General features: G+C 63.4%; 16 protein-coding genes. 9 read left to right on the plus strand and 7 right to left on the minus strand.

The window, feature by feature from the left end; all coding sequences use genetic code 11:
* Positions 1–56: 56 nt before the first annotated feature.
* From uvrD to FW760_RS07305, 4 genes are all read left to right on the plus strand, one after another.
* Complete coding sequence (gene uvrD, locus FW760_RS07290) at positions 57–2240, plus strand: DNA helicase II (protein ID WP_116052430.1); 2184 nt, start codon at positions 57–59, stop codon at positions 2238–2240.
* A 192-nt stretch (positions 2241–2432) separates the two neighbouring features.
* On the plus strand, positions 2433–3284 hold the full coding sequence (locus FW760_RS07295; RefSeq protein ID WP_043861520.1) for a Tim44 domain-containing protein: 852 nt from the start codon (positions 2433–2435) through the stop codon (positions 3282–3284).
* A 111-nt stretch (positions 3285–3395) separates the two neighbouring features.
* A complete protein-coding gene (locus FW760_RS07300) occupies positions 3396–3803 on the plus strand; it encodes an SMI1/KNR4 family protein (RefSeq protein ID WP_014720555.1) in 408 nt (135 codons plus the stop codon).
* A gap of 157 nt (positions 3804–3960) precedes the next feature.
* Positions 3961–4773: a hypothetical protein gene (locus FW760_RS07305; protein ID WP_058541958.1), complete on the plus strand. Its 813-nt coding sequence runs from the start codon at positions 3961–3963 to the stop codon at positions 4771–4773.
* Here the strand turns inward: FW760_RS07305 and FW760_RS07310 are convergent.
* Positions 4770–6530: a cation:proton antiporter gene (locus FW760_RS07310; protein WP_058541959.1), complete on the minus strand. Its 1761-nt coding sequence runs from the start codon at positions 6528–6530 to the stop codon at positions 4770–4772. The genes FW760_RS07305 and FW760_RS07310 overlap by 4 nt on opposite strands.
* 323 nt (positions 6531–6853) lie before the next feature.
* Here FW760_RS07310 and FW760_RS07315 point away from each other — a divergent pair, with 323 nt between their 5' ends.
* A complete protein-coding gene (locus tag FW760_RS07315; protein ID WP_043861517.1) occupies positions 6854–7339 on the plus strand; it encodes an acyl-CoA thioesterase in 486 nt (161 codons plus the stop codon).
* Here the strand turns inward: FW760_RS07315 and pdxY are convergent.
* Positions 7336–8208: a pyridoxal kinase PdxY gene (gene pdxY / locus FW760_RS07320; RefSeq protein ID WP_100634868.1), complete on the minus strand. Its 873-nt coding sequence runs from the start codon at positions 8206–8208 to the stop codon at positions 7336–7338. The genes FW760_RS07315 and pdxY overlap by 4 nt on opposite strands.
* 117 nt (positions 8209–8325) lie before the next feature.
* Here pdxY and FW760_RS07325 point away from each other — a divergent pair, with 117 nt between their 5' ends.
* Entirely contained in the window at positions 8326–8718 is a 393-nt protein-coding gene (locus FW760_RS07325; protein WP_043861515.1) for a DUF3301 domain-containing protein, read from the plus strand.
* Positions 8719–8772: 54 nt separating this feature from the next.
* Here FW760_RS07325 and FW760_RS07330 read toward each other — a convergent pair whose 3' ends face one another.
* Genes FW760_RS07330 through zigA form a run of 3 tightly spaced genes read right to left on the minus strand, consistent with a single transcriptional unit; the run spans position 8773 to position 11585 of the window.
* Positions 8773–9735: a CobW family GTP-binding protein gene (locus tag FW760_RS07330; protein WP_078481468.1), complete on the minus strand. Its 963-nt coding sequence runs from the start codon at positions 9733–9735 to the stop codon at positions 8773–8775.
* Positions 9736–9777: 42 nt separating this feature from the next.
* Entirely contained in the window at positions 9778–10377 is a 600-nt protein-coding gene (locus tag FW760_RS07335) for a DUF1826 domain-containing protein (protein WP_043861514.1), read from the minus strand.
* Positions 10377–11585: a zinc metallochaperone GTPase ZigA gene (gene zigA / locus FW760_RS07340; protein WP_054916447.1), complete on the minus strand. Its 1209-nt coding sequence runs from the start codon at positions 11583–11585 to the stop codon at positions 10377–10379. The genes FW760_RS07335 and zigA overlap by 1 nt, the downstream gene beginning before the upstream one ends.
* Before the next feature lie 153 nt (positions 11586–11738).
* Between zigA and FW760_RS07345 the strand changes: the two genes are divergently transcribed.
* On the plus strand, positions 11739–12056 hold the full coding sequence (locus tag FW760_RS07345) for a glutamine synthetase (protein ID WP_290445893.1): 318 nt from the start codon (positions 11739–11741) through the stop codon (positions 12054–12056).
* A 75-nt stretch (positions 12057–12131) separates the two neighbouring features.
* Positions 12132–13031 (plus strand): GTP cyclohydrolase FolE2, encoded by a 900-nt coding sequence (gene folE2, locus FW760_RS07350; RefSeq protein WP_116052431.1) that lies wholly within the window; start codon positions 12132–12134, stop codon positions 13029–13031.
* Here the strand turns inward: folE2 and FW760_RS07355 are convergent, their stop codons facing one another.
* Positions 13032–13559 carry a DUF3617 domain-containing protein gene (locus tag FW760_RS07355; protein WP_446443712.1) on the minus strand — a complete coding sequence of 176 codons (528 nt, stop codon included), beginning with the start codon at positions 13557–13559 and terminating at the stop codon, positions 13032–13034. It abuts the gene before it with no gap.
* 128 nt (positions 13560–13687) lie between these two features.
* On the opposite strand from FW760_RS07355, the gene cls reads away from it, so the two are divergent.
* Positions 13688–15127: a cardiolipin synthase gene (cls, locus tag FW760_RS07360; RefSeq protein ID WP_043861509.1), complete on the plus strand. Its 1440-nt coding sequence runs from the start codon at positions 13688–13690 to the stop codon at positions 15125–15127.
* 9 nt (positions 15128–15136) lie between these two features.
* Here the strand turns inward: cls and cfaB are convergent, their stop codons facing one another.
* A complete protein-coding gene (gene cfaB, locus FW760_RS07365) occupies positions 15137–16321 on the minus strand; it encodes a C17 cyclopropane fatty acid synthase CfaB (protein ID WP_116052432.1) in 1185 nt (394 codons plus the stop codon).
* Positions 16322–16388: the final 67 nt, after the last annotated feature.

The following is a 16388-nucleotide window of genomic DNA, read 5'->3' on the forward strand; positions in this document are numbered from 1 at the left end:
GATCTTTTTCCACCATGGGTTTGCCCCCGGCTCGCTTGCGCCCCTAAAATGGCGGGATGCGCGATGACCTCTCCCTCCTGTTGAACTCCCTCAACGACGCCCAACGCCAGGCCGTAGCGGCCCCGCTTGGTCGCCAGTTGGTTCTGGCCGGTGCCGGCTCCGGTAAGACCCGAGTGCTGGTGCACCGTATCGCCTGGTTGATCCAGGTCGAGCAGGCCTCACCCCATTCGGTGCTGTCGGTGACCTTCACCAACAAGGCCGCCGCCGAGATGCGCCAGCGCATCGAGCAGTTGATGGGCATCAACCCGGCCGGCATGTGGGTGGGTACCTTCCACGGCCTGGCGCACCGCCTGTTGCGTGCCCACTGGCAGGAAGCGGGGCTGAACCAGAACTTCCAGATCCTCGACAGCGACGACCAGCAACGCCTGGTCAAGCGGGTGATCCGCGAGCTGGGCCTGGACGAACAGCGCTGGCCGGTACGCCAGGCGCAGTGGTTCATCAACGGGCAGAAGGACGAAGGGCTGCGCCCGCAGCACATCCAGGCCAGCGGCGACCTGTTCCTGGGCACCATGCGCAGCATCTACGAGGCCTACGAGGCAGCTTGCCAGCGCGCCGGCGTGATCGACTTCTCCGAACTGCTGCTGCGCGCGCTGGACCTGTGGCGCGACAACCCGGGCCTGCTGCAGCACTACCAGCGGCGCTTCCGCCACCTGCTGGTGGACGAGTTCCAGGACACCAACGCCGTGCAGTACGCCTGGTTGCGCCTGCTGGCCCAGGGCGGTGACAGCCTGATGGTGGTGGGCGACGACGACCAGTCCATCTATGGCTGGCGCGGCGCCAAGATCGAGAACATCCACCAGTACAGTGCCGACTTCCCCGACACCCAGATGATCCGCCTGGAGCAGAACTACCGCTCCACCGCCGGCATCCTCAAGGCGGCCAACGCCCTGATCGCCAACAACAGTGATCGCCTGGGCAAGGAGCTGTGGACCGACGGCGGCGACGGCGAACCGCTGAGCCTGTACGCCGCCTTCAACGAACACGACGAAGCGCGCTATGTGGTCGAGACCATCGAGAGCGCGCTCAAGACCGGCATGGCGCGCAGCGACATCGCCATCCTGTACCGCTCCAACGCCCAGTCGCGGGTGCTCGAGGAAGCCCTGCTGCGCGAGCGCATCCCGTACCGCATCTATGGTGGTCAGCGCTTCTTCGAACGCGCCGAGATCAAGAACGCCATGGCCTACCTGCGCCTGCTTGAAGGGCGTGGCAATGACGCGGCGCTGGAGCGGGTGATCAACGTGCCGCCGCGCGGCATCGGCGAGAAGACCGTGGAGGCGATTCGCGAACACGCCCGTCACGCCCAGGTATCGATGTGGGAGTCGATGAGCCTGCTGGTCGCCAACAAGGGCCTCAAGGGCCGTGCCGCCAGCGCCCTGGCCGCGTTCATCGAGCTGATCGAGAACCTCTCGGCCAAGGTCATGGACATGCCGTTGCACCTGATGACCCAGACCGTGATCGAGCAGTCCGGGCTGATCATCTATCACCAGGAAGAAAAGGGTGAAAAGGGCCAGGCACGGGTAGAAAACCTTGAAGAACTGGTCAGCGCCGCGCGCAACTTCGAAAGCGCCGAGGAAGACGCCGAGCTGTCGCCGCTGGCTGCGTTCCTGGGCCACGCCTCCCTCGAGGCCGGCGATGCCCAGGCCGAGGAACACGAAGACAGCATCCAGCTGATGACCCTGCACAGCGCCAAGGGCCTGGAGTTCCCCCACGTGTTCCTGGTGGGCATGGAAGAGGGCCTGTTCCCGCACAAGATGAGCCTGGAAGAGCCCGGCCGCCTGGAAGAGGAACGTCGCCTGGCCTATGTGGGCATTACCCGCGCCATGCAGCAGCTGGTGATGACCTACGCCGAAACCCGGCGCCTGTACGGCAGCGAAACCTACAACAAGGTGTCGCGATTCGTGCGTGAGATCCCTGCGGGGCTGGTGCAGGAAGTGCGCTTGTCCAACAGCGTCAGCCGGCCGTTCGGCTCGGGTCAGAAACAGAATTCGAGCAGCCTGTTCGGTGCGGCGAACATCCCCGAAACCGCGTTCAACCTCGGCCAGCGCGTGCAGCACGCGGTGTTTGGCGAGGGCGTGATCCTCAATTTCGAGGGCGCCGGTGCCCAGGCGCGGGTGCAGGTGAACTTCGCCGAAGGCAGCAAGTGGCTGATGCTTGGCTACGCCAAGCTGGAGCCGCTGTAACACCCTCCGCCGGCAAGGCCGTCCCCTGTGGGAGCCGGCCTTGCCGGCGAAGAGGTCGGCCAGTTCCTACACGCACTTGATAAACATCCCACAGCGCCAAGCAAAAGATAGAAACATTATGGCGCTAGTCATGTGTCCTACAACCTGTGCACCATGGCGCGCGTGCACTCCACAAAACGGGAATACCCTTCTATGCAACGTTTTCTTAGCATCGCCTTGGCGCTGTGCATCGGCCTTACGCTGAGCCTCGACGCCAACGCCAAGCGCTTCGGCGGCGGCAAGAGCTCGGGCGCCGCGCCGACCCACCAGACGCGCCAGGCCGCTCCGGCCACGCCGGCCGCCACGCCAAATGCGGCAGGCCGTCCACCGGCAGCCGCCAGCGGTGCTTCGCGCTGGCTCGGCCCTCTGGCCGGCCTCGCCGCCGGTGGCCTGCTGGCCTCCATGTTCATGGGCGACGGCTTCCAGGGCATGCAGATCTTCGACATCCTGATCATGGCGGTCATCGCCTTCCTGATCTTCCGTTTCATTGCCGCCCGTCGCCGCAAGCAACAGCCGCAGATGGCCGCTGCCGGTCACGCGCCGTTCCAGCGTGAAGTTCACGAGCAACCGGCTCAGCCGTCGATCTTCGGTGGTTCCGCTGCACCTGCCGCGGCCCGCCCGGTGATCAACGCACCAGCCTGGTTCAATGAAGAGAGCTTCCTGGCCGCTGCACGCAACCACTTCCAGACCCTGCAGCAGCACTGGGACGCCAACGAGATCGACAAGATCGCCGAGTTCGTTACCCCGCAGATGCTGCAGTTCCTGAAAAAGGAACGTGCCGAGCTGGGTGAAGGCTTCCAGTCCACCTACATCGACGACCTGAACGTGCAGCTGGAAGGCGTGGATGACCGTGCCGACCGCACCATCGCCACCCTGACCTTCAGCGGTGTGTCGAAAACCTCGCGTTTCGACCAGGGCGAAGTGTTCAGCGAAAGCTGGAACATGGAACGTGCCCAGGGCGAAAACCAGCCTTGGCTGGTCGCAGGGATCCGCCAGAACGGCTGATCTTGAGGCATTGCACAAAAAACCCCGGGCTTGCCCGGGGTTTTGCTTTTAGCGTAGCGTCCTACTAGGGTATAACGCGCAGCGTGTCGTCAAGGTAAGAGGATTGAACCCGTGGAAGAAATCATCGAGCAACTGCGTGAAGCCAACGAACCGGTACCCGTACCGCTTGAGTTGCCCGACGAAGACCTGCTGGTCGAGATTGAAGAACAGCTGTTCATCGATATCCCGTTCGTCTTCAGGGAGTTCCTGCTGACCGTCAGCGATGTGGTGTACGGCAGCCTGGAGCCGGTGACCGTTACCGACCCGCAATCGCATACCTACCTGCCTGACGTGGCGGCCAATGCCTGGGATGCCGGCGTGGACCGTTCGCTGATTCCGATCTGCCAGGATGGTGACGATTACTACTGCGTCGAGGAAGACGGCACCGTGGTGCTGTGGTCGGCCGAAGAAGAGCTGGTGACCGAAGAAACCTGGGAATCGGTATGGCACTGGGCGCGCGACGTGTGGCTGGAAAGCTGATCCGTCAGTTTGTCGGACAAAAATGATGGCTCTGAGCTATCAATCTTCGTAGAATCGCCGCGCCTTCCTGTGCGCGGCGGTGTTGCTACCGCTCCATCCCCTCGGACATACGACCCGCGCGCACAGGAATGCACCTTCACATGCCGGGGCCCTGTCGATGTACTCCAGACTGTTCACACTGCTCGCCCTGCTGCTGGCGAGCGGCTGCCAGGCGCCGCTGACACAGTTGCAGACCCTCAGCCAGGCCCATGGCCATCGTGTCGAGATCCAGCCTACCCAGCCCTTCCCGCTGGCGCTGAGCGTTCCGCTCAAGGCGCCAGGCGCCCTGCGCCTGCGTGTCTATCTGGAAGGTGACGGACGCGCCTGGGCCACCTCCAGCCAACCCAGCCTGGACCCCAGCCCGCGCAACCTGTTGCTGGCGCGACTGGCCCTTGAAGACCCACAGCCCAGCCTGTACCTGGCGCGCCCTTGCCAGTTCGTCAGTGCGCCTGGCTGCCGCGCAGCGATGTGGACCGACCAGCGCTTTGGCAAGGCAGTGCTCGATAGCCTGGACCAAGCCCTGAGCGGCATCAAGCAACGCTATGGCAACCAGGAGTTCGAGCTGATCGGCTATTCCGGCGGGGGTGCGCTGGCCTTGCTGCTGGCCGCCCGGCGAAGCGACGTTACCCAGGTACAGACCCTGGCCGGCAACCTCAGCCCGCGGTACTGGGCACAGACCCTGCAACTGACGCCGCTGGCGGGCTCACTGGAGCCGCTGGACTATCGCCAGCGCCTGCGCGACCTGCCGCAGCGCCACCTTCTCGGCCTGCAGGACCGCAGCGTGCCGGCCTCGCTGTTCGAGCACTACCGCGTGGAACTAGGCAGTGCCCGCTGCATGCAGCAGGTTGCGCTGCCCGGTGTGAGCCACGCCGAAGGCTGGACACAGGCCTGGGCCCAATGGCGGGACCAGCCGCTGCGCTGCAAACCCTAGGGGTTATGTTCCTTCTGATTGTCGAGGGTTTCGAGCAGTGCGATCTGCATGCGCGTGTGCACCCGGATGAACCAGCGCCACAGCAACGCCACCACACCGGCCGCCACCACCGCGATCAGCAACAGCAGCTCGCTGGTGGGCAGGATGCTCGCCGACAGCGCCGACAGCAGCAGGAAGATCACCAGCAGCGACAGCAGCGGGATCACCTCGGCGATCACCCGGCGCACGCGCTGGGTATGGCGCCCGGCCATTTCCGGCTTGACCCCCATTTCGGCCAGCAGCATCGACAGCGCCTTGAGCTTGCGATACGCGGCAATCAGGAACGGCAATGACAGCAGCAACGCCGCGCCCCAGATCAGCGCTTTCTGCTGGGCCAGGTCGGGCAACCATTCGCTCAGGTACTCGCCGATGCGTGCCGCGAAGTAACCACCACTGAAGAAGATCGCCACCACCAGCGCCAGGTTGACCCCCACCTGCAGCAGGATGCGCCGGATCATCGCCGCCACCATCGCGCCCTCGCCTTGCGGCTGGATGCTGCGCAGCCATTCGCCGTACAGCGACAGCACCCGCGACAGGCGCTTGGGCACCACACTGGCAAGCTTGAGCGACAGCGGGTCGGCGGCGCGAATCAGGTAGGGCGTGAGCAGGGTGGTAATGGCCGACACCGCCACCGCCACCGGGTAAAGGAAGTCGCTGGTGACCTGCAGGGTCATGCCCAGCGCAGCGATGATGAAGGAGAATTCGCCGATCTGCGAAAGCCCCATGCCCACCCGCAACGAGGTGCGACCGTCGTTGCCAGCGATGAAGGCGCCCATGCCGCACGAGAGCATCTTGCCCAGGACCACCGCTACAGTAATGACCACGATCGGCCAGATGTACTCGATGAGCACGCTCAGGTCGATCATCAGGCCGATGGCGACGAAGAAGATGGCACTGAACAGGTCGCGAACCGGCTCGATCAACTGCTCGATCTTCAGCAACTGGCGCGATTCGGCCATGATCGCCCCGATCAGGAACGCGCCCAGCACCATGCTGTATTCGAGCTTGACCACCAGCAGGCAGAAGCCGAAGCACAGGCCCAGCACGGTAATCAGCAGCATCTCGTTGCTTTCGAACCTGGCCACGTAGGCCAGTACCCGCGGTACCAGCAGTATGCCGATGACCAGCGCCACGATCATGAACAGCGACAGCTTGCCGACGGTGGAGAACACCTCGCCGGAACTGACCGCGCCGCTGACCGCAATGCCCGACAGCAGGGCAATGATGCCGATACCGAGGATGTCCTCAACGATCAGCACACCAAAGATCAGCTGGGCGAAGCGCTCGTTCTTCATCTTCAGGTCGTTGAGCGCCTTGACGATGATGGTGGTGGAAGAAATTGCCAGGATTGCGCCCAGGAACAGCGAGTCCATGGTGTTCCAGCCGAACCAGCGGCCGATCTCGAAGCCGATCCAGATCATCAGCACGATTTCGAGGAAGGCCGCAATGAACGCCGTGGCCCCCACCTTGAACAGCTTGCGCAGGCTGAACTCCAGCCCCAGGCAGAACATCAAGAAGATCACCCCGAGTTCGGCCAGCGTCTTGATCGTGTCTTCGTCGTGGATGAGGCCGAATGGCGGGGTGTGCGGGCCGATGATGAAGCCGGCGACGATATAGCCGAGTACCACCGGCTGCTTGAAACGGTGAAACAGGATGGTGACCACACCGGCAACCAGCATGATCACCGCCAGATCCTGAATAAAGCTGATGGCATGCACGGCGTGGAGCTCCTTACTTCGAACCGAAGAACAAGCCCGCCGCTCGATGACATGCCTGTCGTGGAGCGGCGGGGGAATTAGTCTGTCAAATGACGCCAGGCACCACATTGCATGGGCTTGGTCAGGTTAACACCGGCGCCTGCGACGAAAAGGCGGTGTAATATCAAGAAACAGATAGACCGGTAACACGCCAAAGATGGCACGAACGGCGTGACGGCAACGGCGCTGTCAGCGTCCCGTTTTCATGGGATTCGAAATTGGGGAAAAGAAGCGTGACGACCACTCGCCACCCCGCCTCAGCGCAACCTTACCGTGAGCACACTATGGAACCTGGAAACGCCCAGCTGTCGATGACCGTCCTGATGACCCCGGACATGGCCAACTTTTCTGGCAACGTACACGGCGGCACCCTGCTCAAGTACCTCGATGAAGTCGCCTATGCCTGCGCCAGCCGCTACGCGGGCCGTTATGTGGTGACGTTGTCGGTGGATCAGGTGGTCTTTCGCGAGCCGGTACACGTGGGCGAACTGGTGACCTTCCTGGCGTCGGTGAACTACACCGGCAACACCTCGATGGAGGTCGGGATCAAGGTCGTCACCGAAAATATCCGCGAGCGCTCGGTGCGCCACAGCAACAGCTGCTTCTTCACCATGGTCGCGGTGGACGACGATCGCAAGCCGGTCGCCGTGCCGCCACGCCAGCCAGAGACCAGCGAGGAAAAGCGCCGATTCGTGCAAGGCAAGCAGCGCCGCCTGATTCGCCAGGAACTCGAAAAGCGCTACCAGGAACTCAAGGGCGACGCCTTCTAGAGCGCCAGGCGCCGCGCCTCGAAGCGCACCCGCGGGTGCATGATGCGGTCCTGGGCACGCACCAGCTCCAGCTCGTAGCTGGTGCAAGCCTGGGTTTCCAGCAGCACCTCGTGCACGGCCGCGGCAGTGAATTCGAAAGCCGCCACCCAGCTGTCACCCAGCAGCACCCGCGCCAGGAACAGGCCGGAGGTCAGGTCGCCGACCCCCACCGGCTGCCGCGCAAAGGCCAGCAGCGGTCGCTGCAGGTGCCAACTGCCTTCGGCAGTCACCAGCAGCATCTCGAAGTCTTCGGCCTTGCGTCCCGGGTATGCCAGGTGCTTGACCAGCACAGCCTTGGGCCCGCGGGCGAGCAGGCTGCGCGCCATGGCCACGCAGTCCTCCAGCGACTCGGCCCGACGCCCGCAGAAGCTGTCGAGCTCCAACTGATTGGGGCACAGCACATCCGCCACCGCAACCGCTTCCTCGAGCAGGAAGTCACTGACCTCGGCGGGTACGATGCAGCCTTTTTCCGGATGCCCCATGACGGGGTCGCACAGGTACAGGGCGTTCGGGTTGACCGCCTTGATCCGCGCCACCCCAGTAAGAATCGCACGGCCCTGGGCGGCGCTGCCGAGGTAGCCGGAAAGCACCGCATCACAGTTGCCCAGCTCGCCGATCGTCGCAATCCCGTCCACCAGCGCCGGAATTTGCTCTGGCGCAAGCACTTCGCCGGTCCACTGGCCATACTGAGTATGGTTGGAGAACTGAACGGTGTTCAGCGGCCAGACATTGACCCCCACCCGTTGCATCGGAAACACCGCGGCGCTGTTGCCGGCGTGGCCGAATACCACGTGTGACTGGATGGCGAGCAGATGCGGTGTACGTTTCATGCAGGGCTTCCAAACGATCGAATGAAAAACAAGGCGCGCAGTATGGCGCCAAATGCCACCTGTACGACAGACCGGGGTGGCAGTTAAGCTGAGCCTATCTGGTTGGAGCGAACGTAGATGTTAACCCTCGAAAACCTTCTGGTGCTGATGCTGCTGGCCACCGCAGGCGCCTGGCTGTGGCATAACCACGGCCTGCGCGAAAAGGCACTGGAACGGGTCAAGCAGCATTGCGCCAAGCTCGACCTGGAACTGCTGGATGGCAACGTGGCGCTCAAGCGCATCGGTTTTGTGCGCGATGCCAACGGGCGCAAGCGCCTGGCCCGTGTGTACAACTTCGAATTCACAGTGACAGGCGAACATCGTCACCCCGGTACGGTGACGCAGTTTGGCGCGCATACGATGCAGATCGAACTGGCACCCTACCCGTTCGAGATCAAGCCGCCGGTGCAGGGCGGCAACGTGATCGAGATGAACCAGTGGCGCCAGGAGCACAATCGCTGGCGCCAGTGACGTTCCCTTCGTCTACCGGGGCCAGCCTTGCCTGCAAAAAGGCCGGCCCTGTCTTCAGGGAATCCGGCATTCCTGCATCCCCTGCTCCAAGGCCGCCACTGCCTGCGGCTGTGCAAAAATCAGCTCGATACGCGAGTCGCGCCGCCACTCGCTGGCCTGCCAGTGCAGCGCCTGCCCCTCCAGCGCATTGGCCGACTGCCAACCCTCCGGGCTGTGGATAACCAGTTTGGCCCTGCGCCACCCAAGGCCTGCAAGCCATTGCTGCAAACGCTGCGGGTGCAACTGCTGGCTCGGGTGCCAGCGCCAGCCAATGCTCCAGCCCTGCTCCAGCTGTTGATAAAGACAGATCGGCGTCAGCGGGTTTATCCACAGCGCCGCCGGCAACGGCCTGGCCTCCGGCAGCTTGAAGTTATCCACCGGCAACGGATGCACACCAACGCCCGGCAGGCTGTTCAGCGCAATCTGCCCATGGTCCGTCCAAAGCTGGGGTACATCAGGCAACCCCTGGCTTATCCACAGGCGCGTGGCGGCCGCCAAGCCTTCAGATTTGTTGAGCACCAGCAGCCCCGCACCGTGCAGTGCCTGCGCCTGCGGCTGGGGTAATGCCTGGCCTGCCGCCAATGCCTGGGCGTCCAGTACCAGCACCGACGGCTGAACCGCCAGCACGCCTTGCCAGGGTGCTTCGCCCAGCTGGGCCAGCAACTGGGCAGGATGACCCAGCCCCGAAGGCTCGATGAACAGTCGATGAGGGCGCGCCTTGCGCAACAAGCGCCCCAGGCCCACCTGGAACGGTGCACCATTCACGCAGCACAGGCATCCGCCCGCCACTTCGCCCATCGCCACGCCATCATCGTCGGTGGCGAGCAAGGCGGCATCCAGGCCGATCTGGCCGAACTCGTTGATCAGCACCGCCCACCGCTCGTGGGCCGGGCGCTGGGCCAGCAGGTGCCGGATCAGGCTGGTCTTGCCGGCGCCCAGGGGGCCGCCGATCAGGTGGGTGGGTATGTTCTGCAGCATGCGCATCGATTCGCCAGGAAGGATACGCACTATGCTGCGCGCTCAGGCCATCCAGTCAAGCGTCAGCATCAGGCGGCGCTGCCCCGCAGGTACCGCCGGCGAACGGTGCACCAGCCCCTGCCCCTCATTGCCCAGCCACCTCTCGCCCTTGAGCACGGCCACATCACCGGTCGACAACTGCTCCACCTGCACCGCATCGGGCGCCGTCAGCCATTCACTGCCGGGGCCCGCATAGGTACAGATCAGCCGCGCCGGCACGTGGTCGACGTGAAAACGCGGGCACATTGCGCCCTCCAGTGCGCGCAGGCGCAGCCCCACCCGACGCGCGTCGAGCAGGCAGGCGTAGGCGCCCACCAGCCAGCGCACATCGCAGATGAACCCCTCATACCCCTGCAGATCGGCATACGCTGCCGCCAACCCGCGCAGGGCGGGTGCGTCGTCATCTGGCTGCAACTCCAGGGTCAGGGACTCGGCCAGCGGCTGCCCAAGGGACAACAGCACCTGGGCAAAATCGGCCACATGCACCGGCAACTGGCGCTGCCACACGGCCAGATTGACGCCATCCTGCAGCACCTCGGTCAGCACCTGGGGCGATTCGCCGACTGTTTGCCGGGCGCTGCCACGGCGTTTCAGGGCCAGCATCAGGCCGCCTCTTCGTCGTGCCAGTCGCCAAACGGGTCGGGCAGGCGTTGCCAGCCCTCGGCGCCCAATGCCATTTCTTCATCGCTCAGCAGGCAGGCGCCCAGCTCGGCATCCAGTTGCGCAAAGTCGATGTGCTGCCCGATGAACACCAGCTCCTGTCGGCAATCGCCGCATTCGGCCGTCCAGTGCTTGAGGATCGCCGCCGTGTCCTGCGGGTCCTGGGGCCATTGCCCGCGTGGTACGAAACGCCACCAGCGACCGGCAAAGCCGTGGCGCATCATGCCGCCGGCCTGGGACCAGCTGCCGGCTTCCTGGTGCTTGCTGGCCAGCCAGAAAAAGCCCTTGGAACGCAACAGGCGGCCGTTGCTCCAGGGCCTGTGGATAAAGTCGAAAAAACGCTGTGGGTGCAAGGGGCGGCGGGCCTGCCAGGTGGTGGCGGCAATGCCGTACTCCTGGGTTTCCGGCACATGCGTACCGCGCAGTTCCTGCAGCCAGCCCGGCGCCTGGGCAGCACGCTCGAAGTCGAACAGGCCGGTATCGAGAATCTGCGCCAATGGCACCTGCCCCATCACCATCGGCACGATCTGGGCATGGGCATTGAGCGAGCGCAGAATGGCGCAGAGTTCTTCGCGCTCATCGCTGCCGATCAGGTCGATCTTGCTCAACAGGATCACATCGGCGAACTCGACCTGCTCGATCAGCAGGTCGCTGATGGAACGTTCATCGCCCTCGCCCAGGGTCTCGCCGCGCGAAGCCAGGCTGTCGGCGGCCTGGTAGTCACCCAGGAAATTCAGCCCGTCTACCACCGTGACCATGGTGTCCAGCCGCGCCTGGTCGGCCAGGCTGCGGCCTTGTTCATCACGGAAGGTAAAGGTTTCGGCTACCGGTAGCGGCTCGGATATGCCGGTGGACTCGATCAACAGGTAATCGAAACGCCCCTCGCGGGCAAGCCGCGCGACCTCTTCGAGCAGATCTTCGCGCAGGGTGCAGCAGATGCAGCCATTGCTCATCTCGACCAGTTTTTCTTCTGCACGATTGAGGCTGACGTTGCGCTGCACTTCGCTGGCGTCGATATTGATTTCACTCATGTCGTTGACGATCACCGCCACCCGCAGGTTGTCGCGGTTACGCAGCACATGGTTGAGCAGGGTGCTCTTGCCGGCACCTAGAAAGCCGGACAGCACGGTAACGGGGAGACGGTCGGTCATGTCGCAAATACCTCATCAGGGCGTCGGAGCATTCGAAGGATGCCTTTTTCAATGTTATATTATAACAATGCAATTTAGCCAATCGGAGATTGGATGAAAACCTTCGTACTGCTTCCGCTCCTGCTAATCCCCGTCGCGACGGTTCACGCCGCGATGCCGCGCAGTGAGCCTGCCCAATGCACGCGCAGCGCCAACCTGCTGGCCTGCCAAGATCGCGACGGCAATGTGTACAGCGTGCACAGCCAGGGCAACACCCAGTACGTGCGCGGCGTTGAGGTGCTGGGGCAGCGACGCTGGGTACAAACCAACAGCCTCTATGGGCCGCTGACCTTCTACACGGGCCTGGCCAGCGACGGCGAAGCCTGGGTCGGCTATAGCCGCCGGGTGGGTTGGACCACGCAGAACCGGGTGTCCAGCTCCAGCGGCCAACGCTTCAGCCTGCGTTGCAATCGCCTTGGGGGCTGCGAGTGAGGACTCGGAAAAAGCTATGATGAATGAATCGTTATAATGTAACGTATCGGTTTTTAATTCAGCGATGGTTTCAGCATGAACGCCCTGACCCTTCCCGATATTGCCGCTCAGGCCAGCCAGCAATCCATGCCTCTGGAATGGGTTGGCATGTGCGGCATCGCACTGCCGATCACACTCGACGGCGTGCAGGTACGCGCCAGCGCCGATGCCGGTGTCAGCCTGGATGATGGAGCCTCGCGGGGGATTCACATGTCGCGCCTGTACCTCGCGTTGGAGGCATTCGAGCACGCGGCGTTTTCAGTAGGGTTGGTGCGCCAGGTCCTGGAACGGTTTATCGACAGCCATCAGGGCCTCTCTACCACCGCTTACCTGCGTCTGGGCTTTGAATTGTTGCTCAAGCGGCCTGCGCTGGTCAGCCCGCTGGCAGGCTGGAAGGCTTACCCGGTGAGTGTGGACGCACGTTTGGAAAACGGAGTGTTCCACGTGGAACTAAACGCACAAGTCGAGTATTCCTCGACCTGCCCATGCTCCGCCGCGCTCGCCCGCCAATTGATTCAGCAGCAGTTCGTCGATGATTTCGCCAACCGCAGTAACCTCGATCATGCTGCCATCCTGCATTGGCTCGGCACCGCCCAAGGCATCGTCGCAACACCACACAGCCAACGCAGCACGGCCCATCTGCACCTGCGCCTGGCCCCAGGCGAGGAGCAAATGCCCTTTCGACAGCTGATCGACCTGGCCGAGGCAGCTCTCGGCACTGCTGTGCAGACAGCCGTGAAACGAGCCGACGAACAGGCGTTTGCGCTGGCCAACGGGCAGAACCTGATGTTCTGCGAAGACGCCGCGAGGCGCCTGCATCTGGCCCTGCAACCGCTGCCGTGGATCGACGGCTTCAAGCTGCGTGTGGAACATGCCGAAAGCCTGCATGCCCACGACGCTGTCGCGCAAAGCCAATGGCAGTGGCACCTGCGCTGATCAGGTGCGCGGCTTGACCGTGCCGCAATCGTTGCCCAGCCACACCGCACGGGTGTTCATGCTGCCCTTTTGCTCAACACCGGACGCATTGAACGTGCCGCTGACCTTGGTCAGAAATTCCCGATCGCTGAGAAACTGCGCTTCACCGTTGCCTTGAGCCTTGGGGCAACTGAAGGTGAACTTCCACACATTGCCGTTGCGCTCGGTGATCTTCTGCGTGCACCCCGACTGCGGGTCTTGCAGCGGAATGTCGTTGGTCTGAACCTGCTCCTGGGTCAGGCACGAACGCACCCCTTTGCCCCCGACGCTGATGCCTTGCTTGGCCAGGCCACCCTCGATCATCGCGCGCTGCTCGGGCGGCAGGTTCTTCAACTGGCCGAGCATGAATTCCATGTCGGGCAGTGGCTTGCCATCGACCTGCATGTTGCTGCTGGTCAACTCCCACAGGCCCGGTTGCAACATCTGCGCATGCACCAACGGGCTCGCCAGGCCCAGTAACAGTGCCAGCATCGGCAGACGACTTTTCATGTAGTGACTCCTTCAGAATCCGGCCCCAAGCCGGAACACAGCTTAGACGCGTTTTCGTGCTTTCAGTTGCAAGTGCAGGCGCGAACGTGCTCTGTTAGCGGGCAGTGCCCTCGGATAGCAGAATGTGTATGGATTACCACAGCCCTTACTTCTTCGGTTACCTCATCGGTGTGATTCACCTGCTGGGCGTGATTGCCGCCCTGCATGCCGTGTTCACCGTGCGCACCGCCCAAGGTGCAATTGCCTGGGCCATGTCGCTGCTGTTTATCCCCTACTTCACGCTGATTCCGTACCTGGTGTTCGGCAGTCGCACCTTCGACGCCTACATCCAGGCCCGCCGCCAGGCCAACCGCGAAATGCACGTGGCCATGGCCGACCTCAACTGGCGCCCCTGGGTGGAAGAGGCGCTGACCGCGCGCAACTCCGAATCCTATGCGGCGCTGCGGGCCATGCCCAAGCTTGGGCGCATGCCGTGCCTGGCCAACAACCAGGTCAGCCTGCTGATAGACGGGCAGGCCACCTTTGACGCGATCTTCAAGGCGATAGAAGCGGCCCACGACACGGTACTGATCCAGTTCTTCATCATCCACGACGACGGCATCGGCCGTGAGCTCAAGGCGCTACTGCTGAGAAAGGCCGCTGAAGGGGTGAAGATCTACGTGCTGTTCGACAGCGTTGGCAGTCACGCCCTGCCCTCCGCCTATATACAGAGCTTGCGCGAAGGCGGCGTGAACATCCGCGCCTTCGCCACCCGCCGCGGCTGGTTCAACCGCTTCCAGGTCAACTTCCGCAACCATCGCAAGATCGTGGTGGTAGACGGCATGCTGGGGTTCATGGGGGGCCATAACGTGGGCGACGAATACCTGGGCGGCAACCCCAGGCTATCGCCCTGGCGCGACACCCATGTGCAGGTCAGCGGCCCGGTGCTGGCCTGCCTGCAGGAATCCTTTGCCGAAGACTGGTACTGGGCGGCGCGCCAGTTGCCGCCACTGATACTGCCCGACACCTACCCCGACAACGGCGTACTTTGCCAGGTACTGGCCAGCGGGCCGGCCGATCCGCAGGAGACCTGTTCGCTGTTTTTTGTCGACGCCATCCACGCGGCGCGCGAGCGGCTCTGGATCACCAGCCCGTACTTCATTCCCGACGAGGCCGTGTCGGCCGCGCTGCGCCTGGCGGTGTTGCGGGGCGTCGACGTGCGTATCCTGATTCCCTCGCGCCCTGACCACCGTATCGTGTACGCCGCCTCCAGCCTGTTCGCCTTCGAGGCGGTGCAGGCCGGGGTGCGCATGTTCCGCTACGGGCCGGGGTTTCTGCACCAGAAGGTGGTGCTGGTCGACAACGAGGTCAGCGCCATCGGCAGTGCCAACCTGGACAACCGCTCGTTCCGCCTGAACTTCGAAATCATGCTGCTGACCGTAGACCTTGCCTTTGCCGCGCAGGTCGAAGCCATGCTCCAGCACGACTTCGACCAAGCGCGGGAAATCACCCCCGAGGACAGCCAGCAGACGCGTCGCCTGCAGCAACTGGGGATGCGCATCGCCCGACTGATCTCGCCGATCCTCTGAGCGCGACTGTCAGCGGTACAGGTCCTCGCGGGTCAACGGCAGGTCGTGGCCACCATCGGCGAACGGCTTGACTGCCAGAATCTGGTGCAGGTTGATCCAGCCCTTGGCAAAGGCATAGGAGCAACCGGCCAGGTACAGCCGCCAGATGCGCAGGGCCTTTTCCGGCACCAGGCTCGCGGCCTTGTCCAGCTGGCTTTCCAGGCGATCGCTCCACTGCGCCAGCGTCCGTGCGTAATGCAGGCGCAGGCTCTCGACGTCGACCACTTCCAGCCCCGCTTCGCTGATACGCGCACTGATCATCGACAGGTGCGGCAGCTCGCCATGGGGGAATACATAGCGCTCGATGAAATTGCCCGCGCCGCGCCCCACCGGGCGCCCGTCCACATGCTTGGCGGTGATGCCGTGGTTCATCACCAGGCCGCCTTCGCGCACCGCGCCGAACAAGCGCTGGCAGTACAACGCCAGGTTGGCATGCCCCACGTGTTCGAACATGCCGACACTCACCACCTTGTCGAAGCGACCGTCCTGCGGCAGGTCGCGGTAGTCGAGAATCTGCAGCTCCACCTGATCTTCAAGCCCTTCTGCCTTGACCCGTTCACGCCCCAACTTGAGCTGCTCCTTGCTCAGGGTGATGCCGAACACCTTGGCGCCGAACTCGCGTGCGGCATAACGTGACAACCCTCCCCAGCCACAGCCCACGTCCAGCAGGTAGTCGCCCTGCTTGAGCCGCAGCTTGCGGCACAGGTGCTCGAACTTGTTCTGCTGGGCCTGCTCAAGGGTGTCGCCGGGGGTCTTGAAGTAGGCGCAGGAATACGCCATGTCGCGGTCCAGCCACAGCTGGTAGAAATCGTTGGACAGGTCGTAGTGGTAGGAAATGGCCGCCGCGTCGGTGGCCTTGTCATGCTCGCTGCGCACCGGCTGGTCTTCTTCCTCGTCCGTGAGCAACGCCTGACTGAGCTCGTCGCACACGCGGATGACTTCGCCGATGGTGCCCTCCAGTTCCAGCTTGCCCTCGACGAACGCCGCGCCCAGCTCATCCAGGCTGGGGTGGGTCAACTGGCCGATCAGCTGGGGATCCTTGACCACGATGGTGACCTGCGGCTGGGGGCCGAGATCGAATTCGTGACCATCCCAAAGCTTGAGTCGCAAGGGCAACCGCAGGCTTTGCAGAACAGATGGAAGTTGCGCAAGCATGAAATGAGCCTCCCGTAATCTTCGGACGTCTGCACAAAAGGGTAGCCCATCCTCAAGAACAGGGAGG

Source organism: Pseudomonas sp. 1176_21 (genome assembly GCF_052850635.1).

Excerpts from the sequence above, each read along its gene's own strand:
- pdxY (WP_100634868.1), bottom strand. The coding sequence starts at position 8,208 with ATGAAACGTACACCGCATCTGCTCGCCATCCAGTCACACGTGGTATTC.
- folE2 (WP_116052431.1), top strand. The coding sequence starts at position 12,132 with ATGAACGCCCTGACCCTTCCCGATATTGCCGCTCAGGCCAGCCAGCAA.
- FW760_RS07325 (WP_043861515.1), top strand. The coding sequence starts at position 8,326 with ATGTTAACCCTCGAAAACCTTCTGGTGCTGATGCTGCTGGCCACCGCA.
- FW760_RS07295 (WP_043861520.1), top strand. The coding sequence starts at position 2,433 with ATGCAACGTTTTCTTAGCATCGCCTTGGCGCTGTGCATCGGCCTTACG.
- zigA (WP_054916447.1), bottom strand. The coding sequence starts at position 11,585 with ATGACCGACCGTCTCCCCGTTACCGTGCTGTCCGGCTTTCTAGGTGCC.
- FW760_RS07355 (WP_446443712.1), bottom strand. The coding sequence starts at position 13,559 with ATGAAAAGTCGTCTGCCGATGCTGGCACTGTTACTGGGCCTGGCGAGC.
- FW760_RS07330 (WP_078481468.1), bottom strand. The coding sequence starts at position 9,735 with ATGCTGCAGAACATACCCACCCACCTGATCGGCGGCCCCCTGGGCGCC.
- FW760_RS07305 (WP_058541958.1), top strand. The coding sequence starts at position 3,961 with ATGTACTCCAGACTGTTCACACTGCTCGCCCTGCTGCTGGCGAGCGGC.
- cfaB (WP_116052432.1), bottom strand. The coding sequence starts at position 16,321 with ATGCTTGCGCAACTTCCATCTGTTCTGCAAAGCCTGCGGTTGCCCTTG.
- FW760_RS07345 (WP_290445893.1), top strand. The coding sequence starts at position 11,739 with ATGCCGCGCAGTGAGCCTGCCCAATGCACGCGCAGCGCCAACCTGCTG.
- cls (WP_043861509.1), top strand. The coding sequence starts at position 13,688 with ATGGATTACCACAGCCCTTACTTCTTCGGTTACCTCATCGGTGTGATT.
- uvrD (WP_116052430.1), top strand. The coding sequence starts at position 57 with ATGCGCGATGACCTCTCCCTCCTGTTGAACTCCCTCAACGACGCCCAA.
- FW760_RS07315 (WP_043861517.1), top strand. The coding sequence starts at position 6,854 with ATGGAACCTGGAAACGCCCAGCTGTCGATGACCGTCCTGATGACCCCG.
- FW760_RS07335 (WP_043861514.1), bottom strand. The coding sequence starts at position 10,377 with ATGCTGGCCCTGAAACGCCGTGGCAGCGCCCGGCAAACAGTCGGCGAA.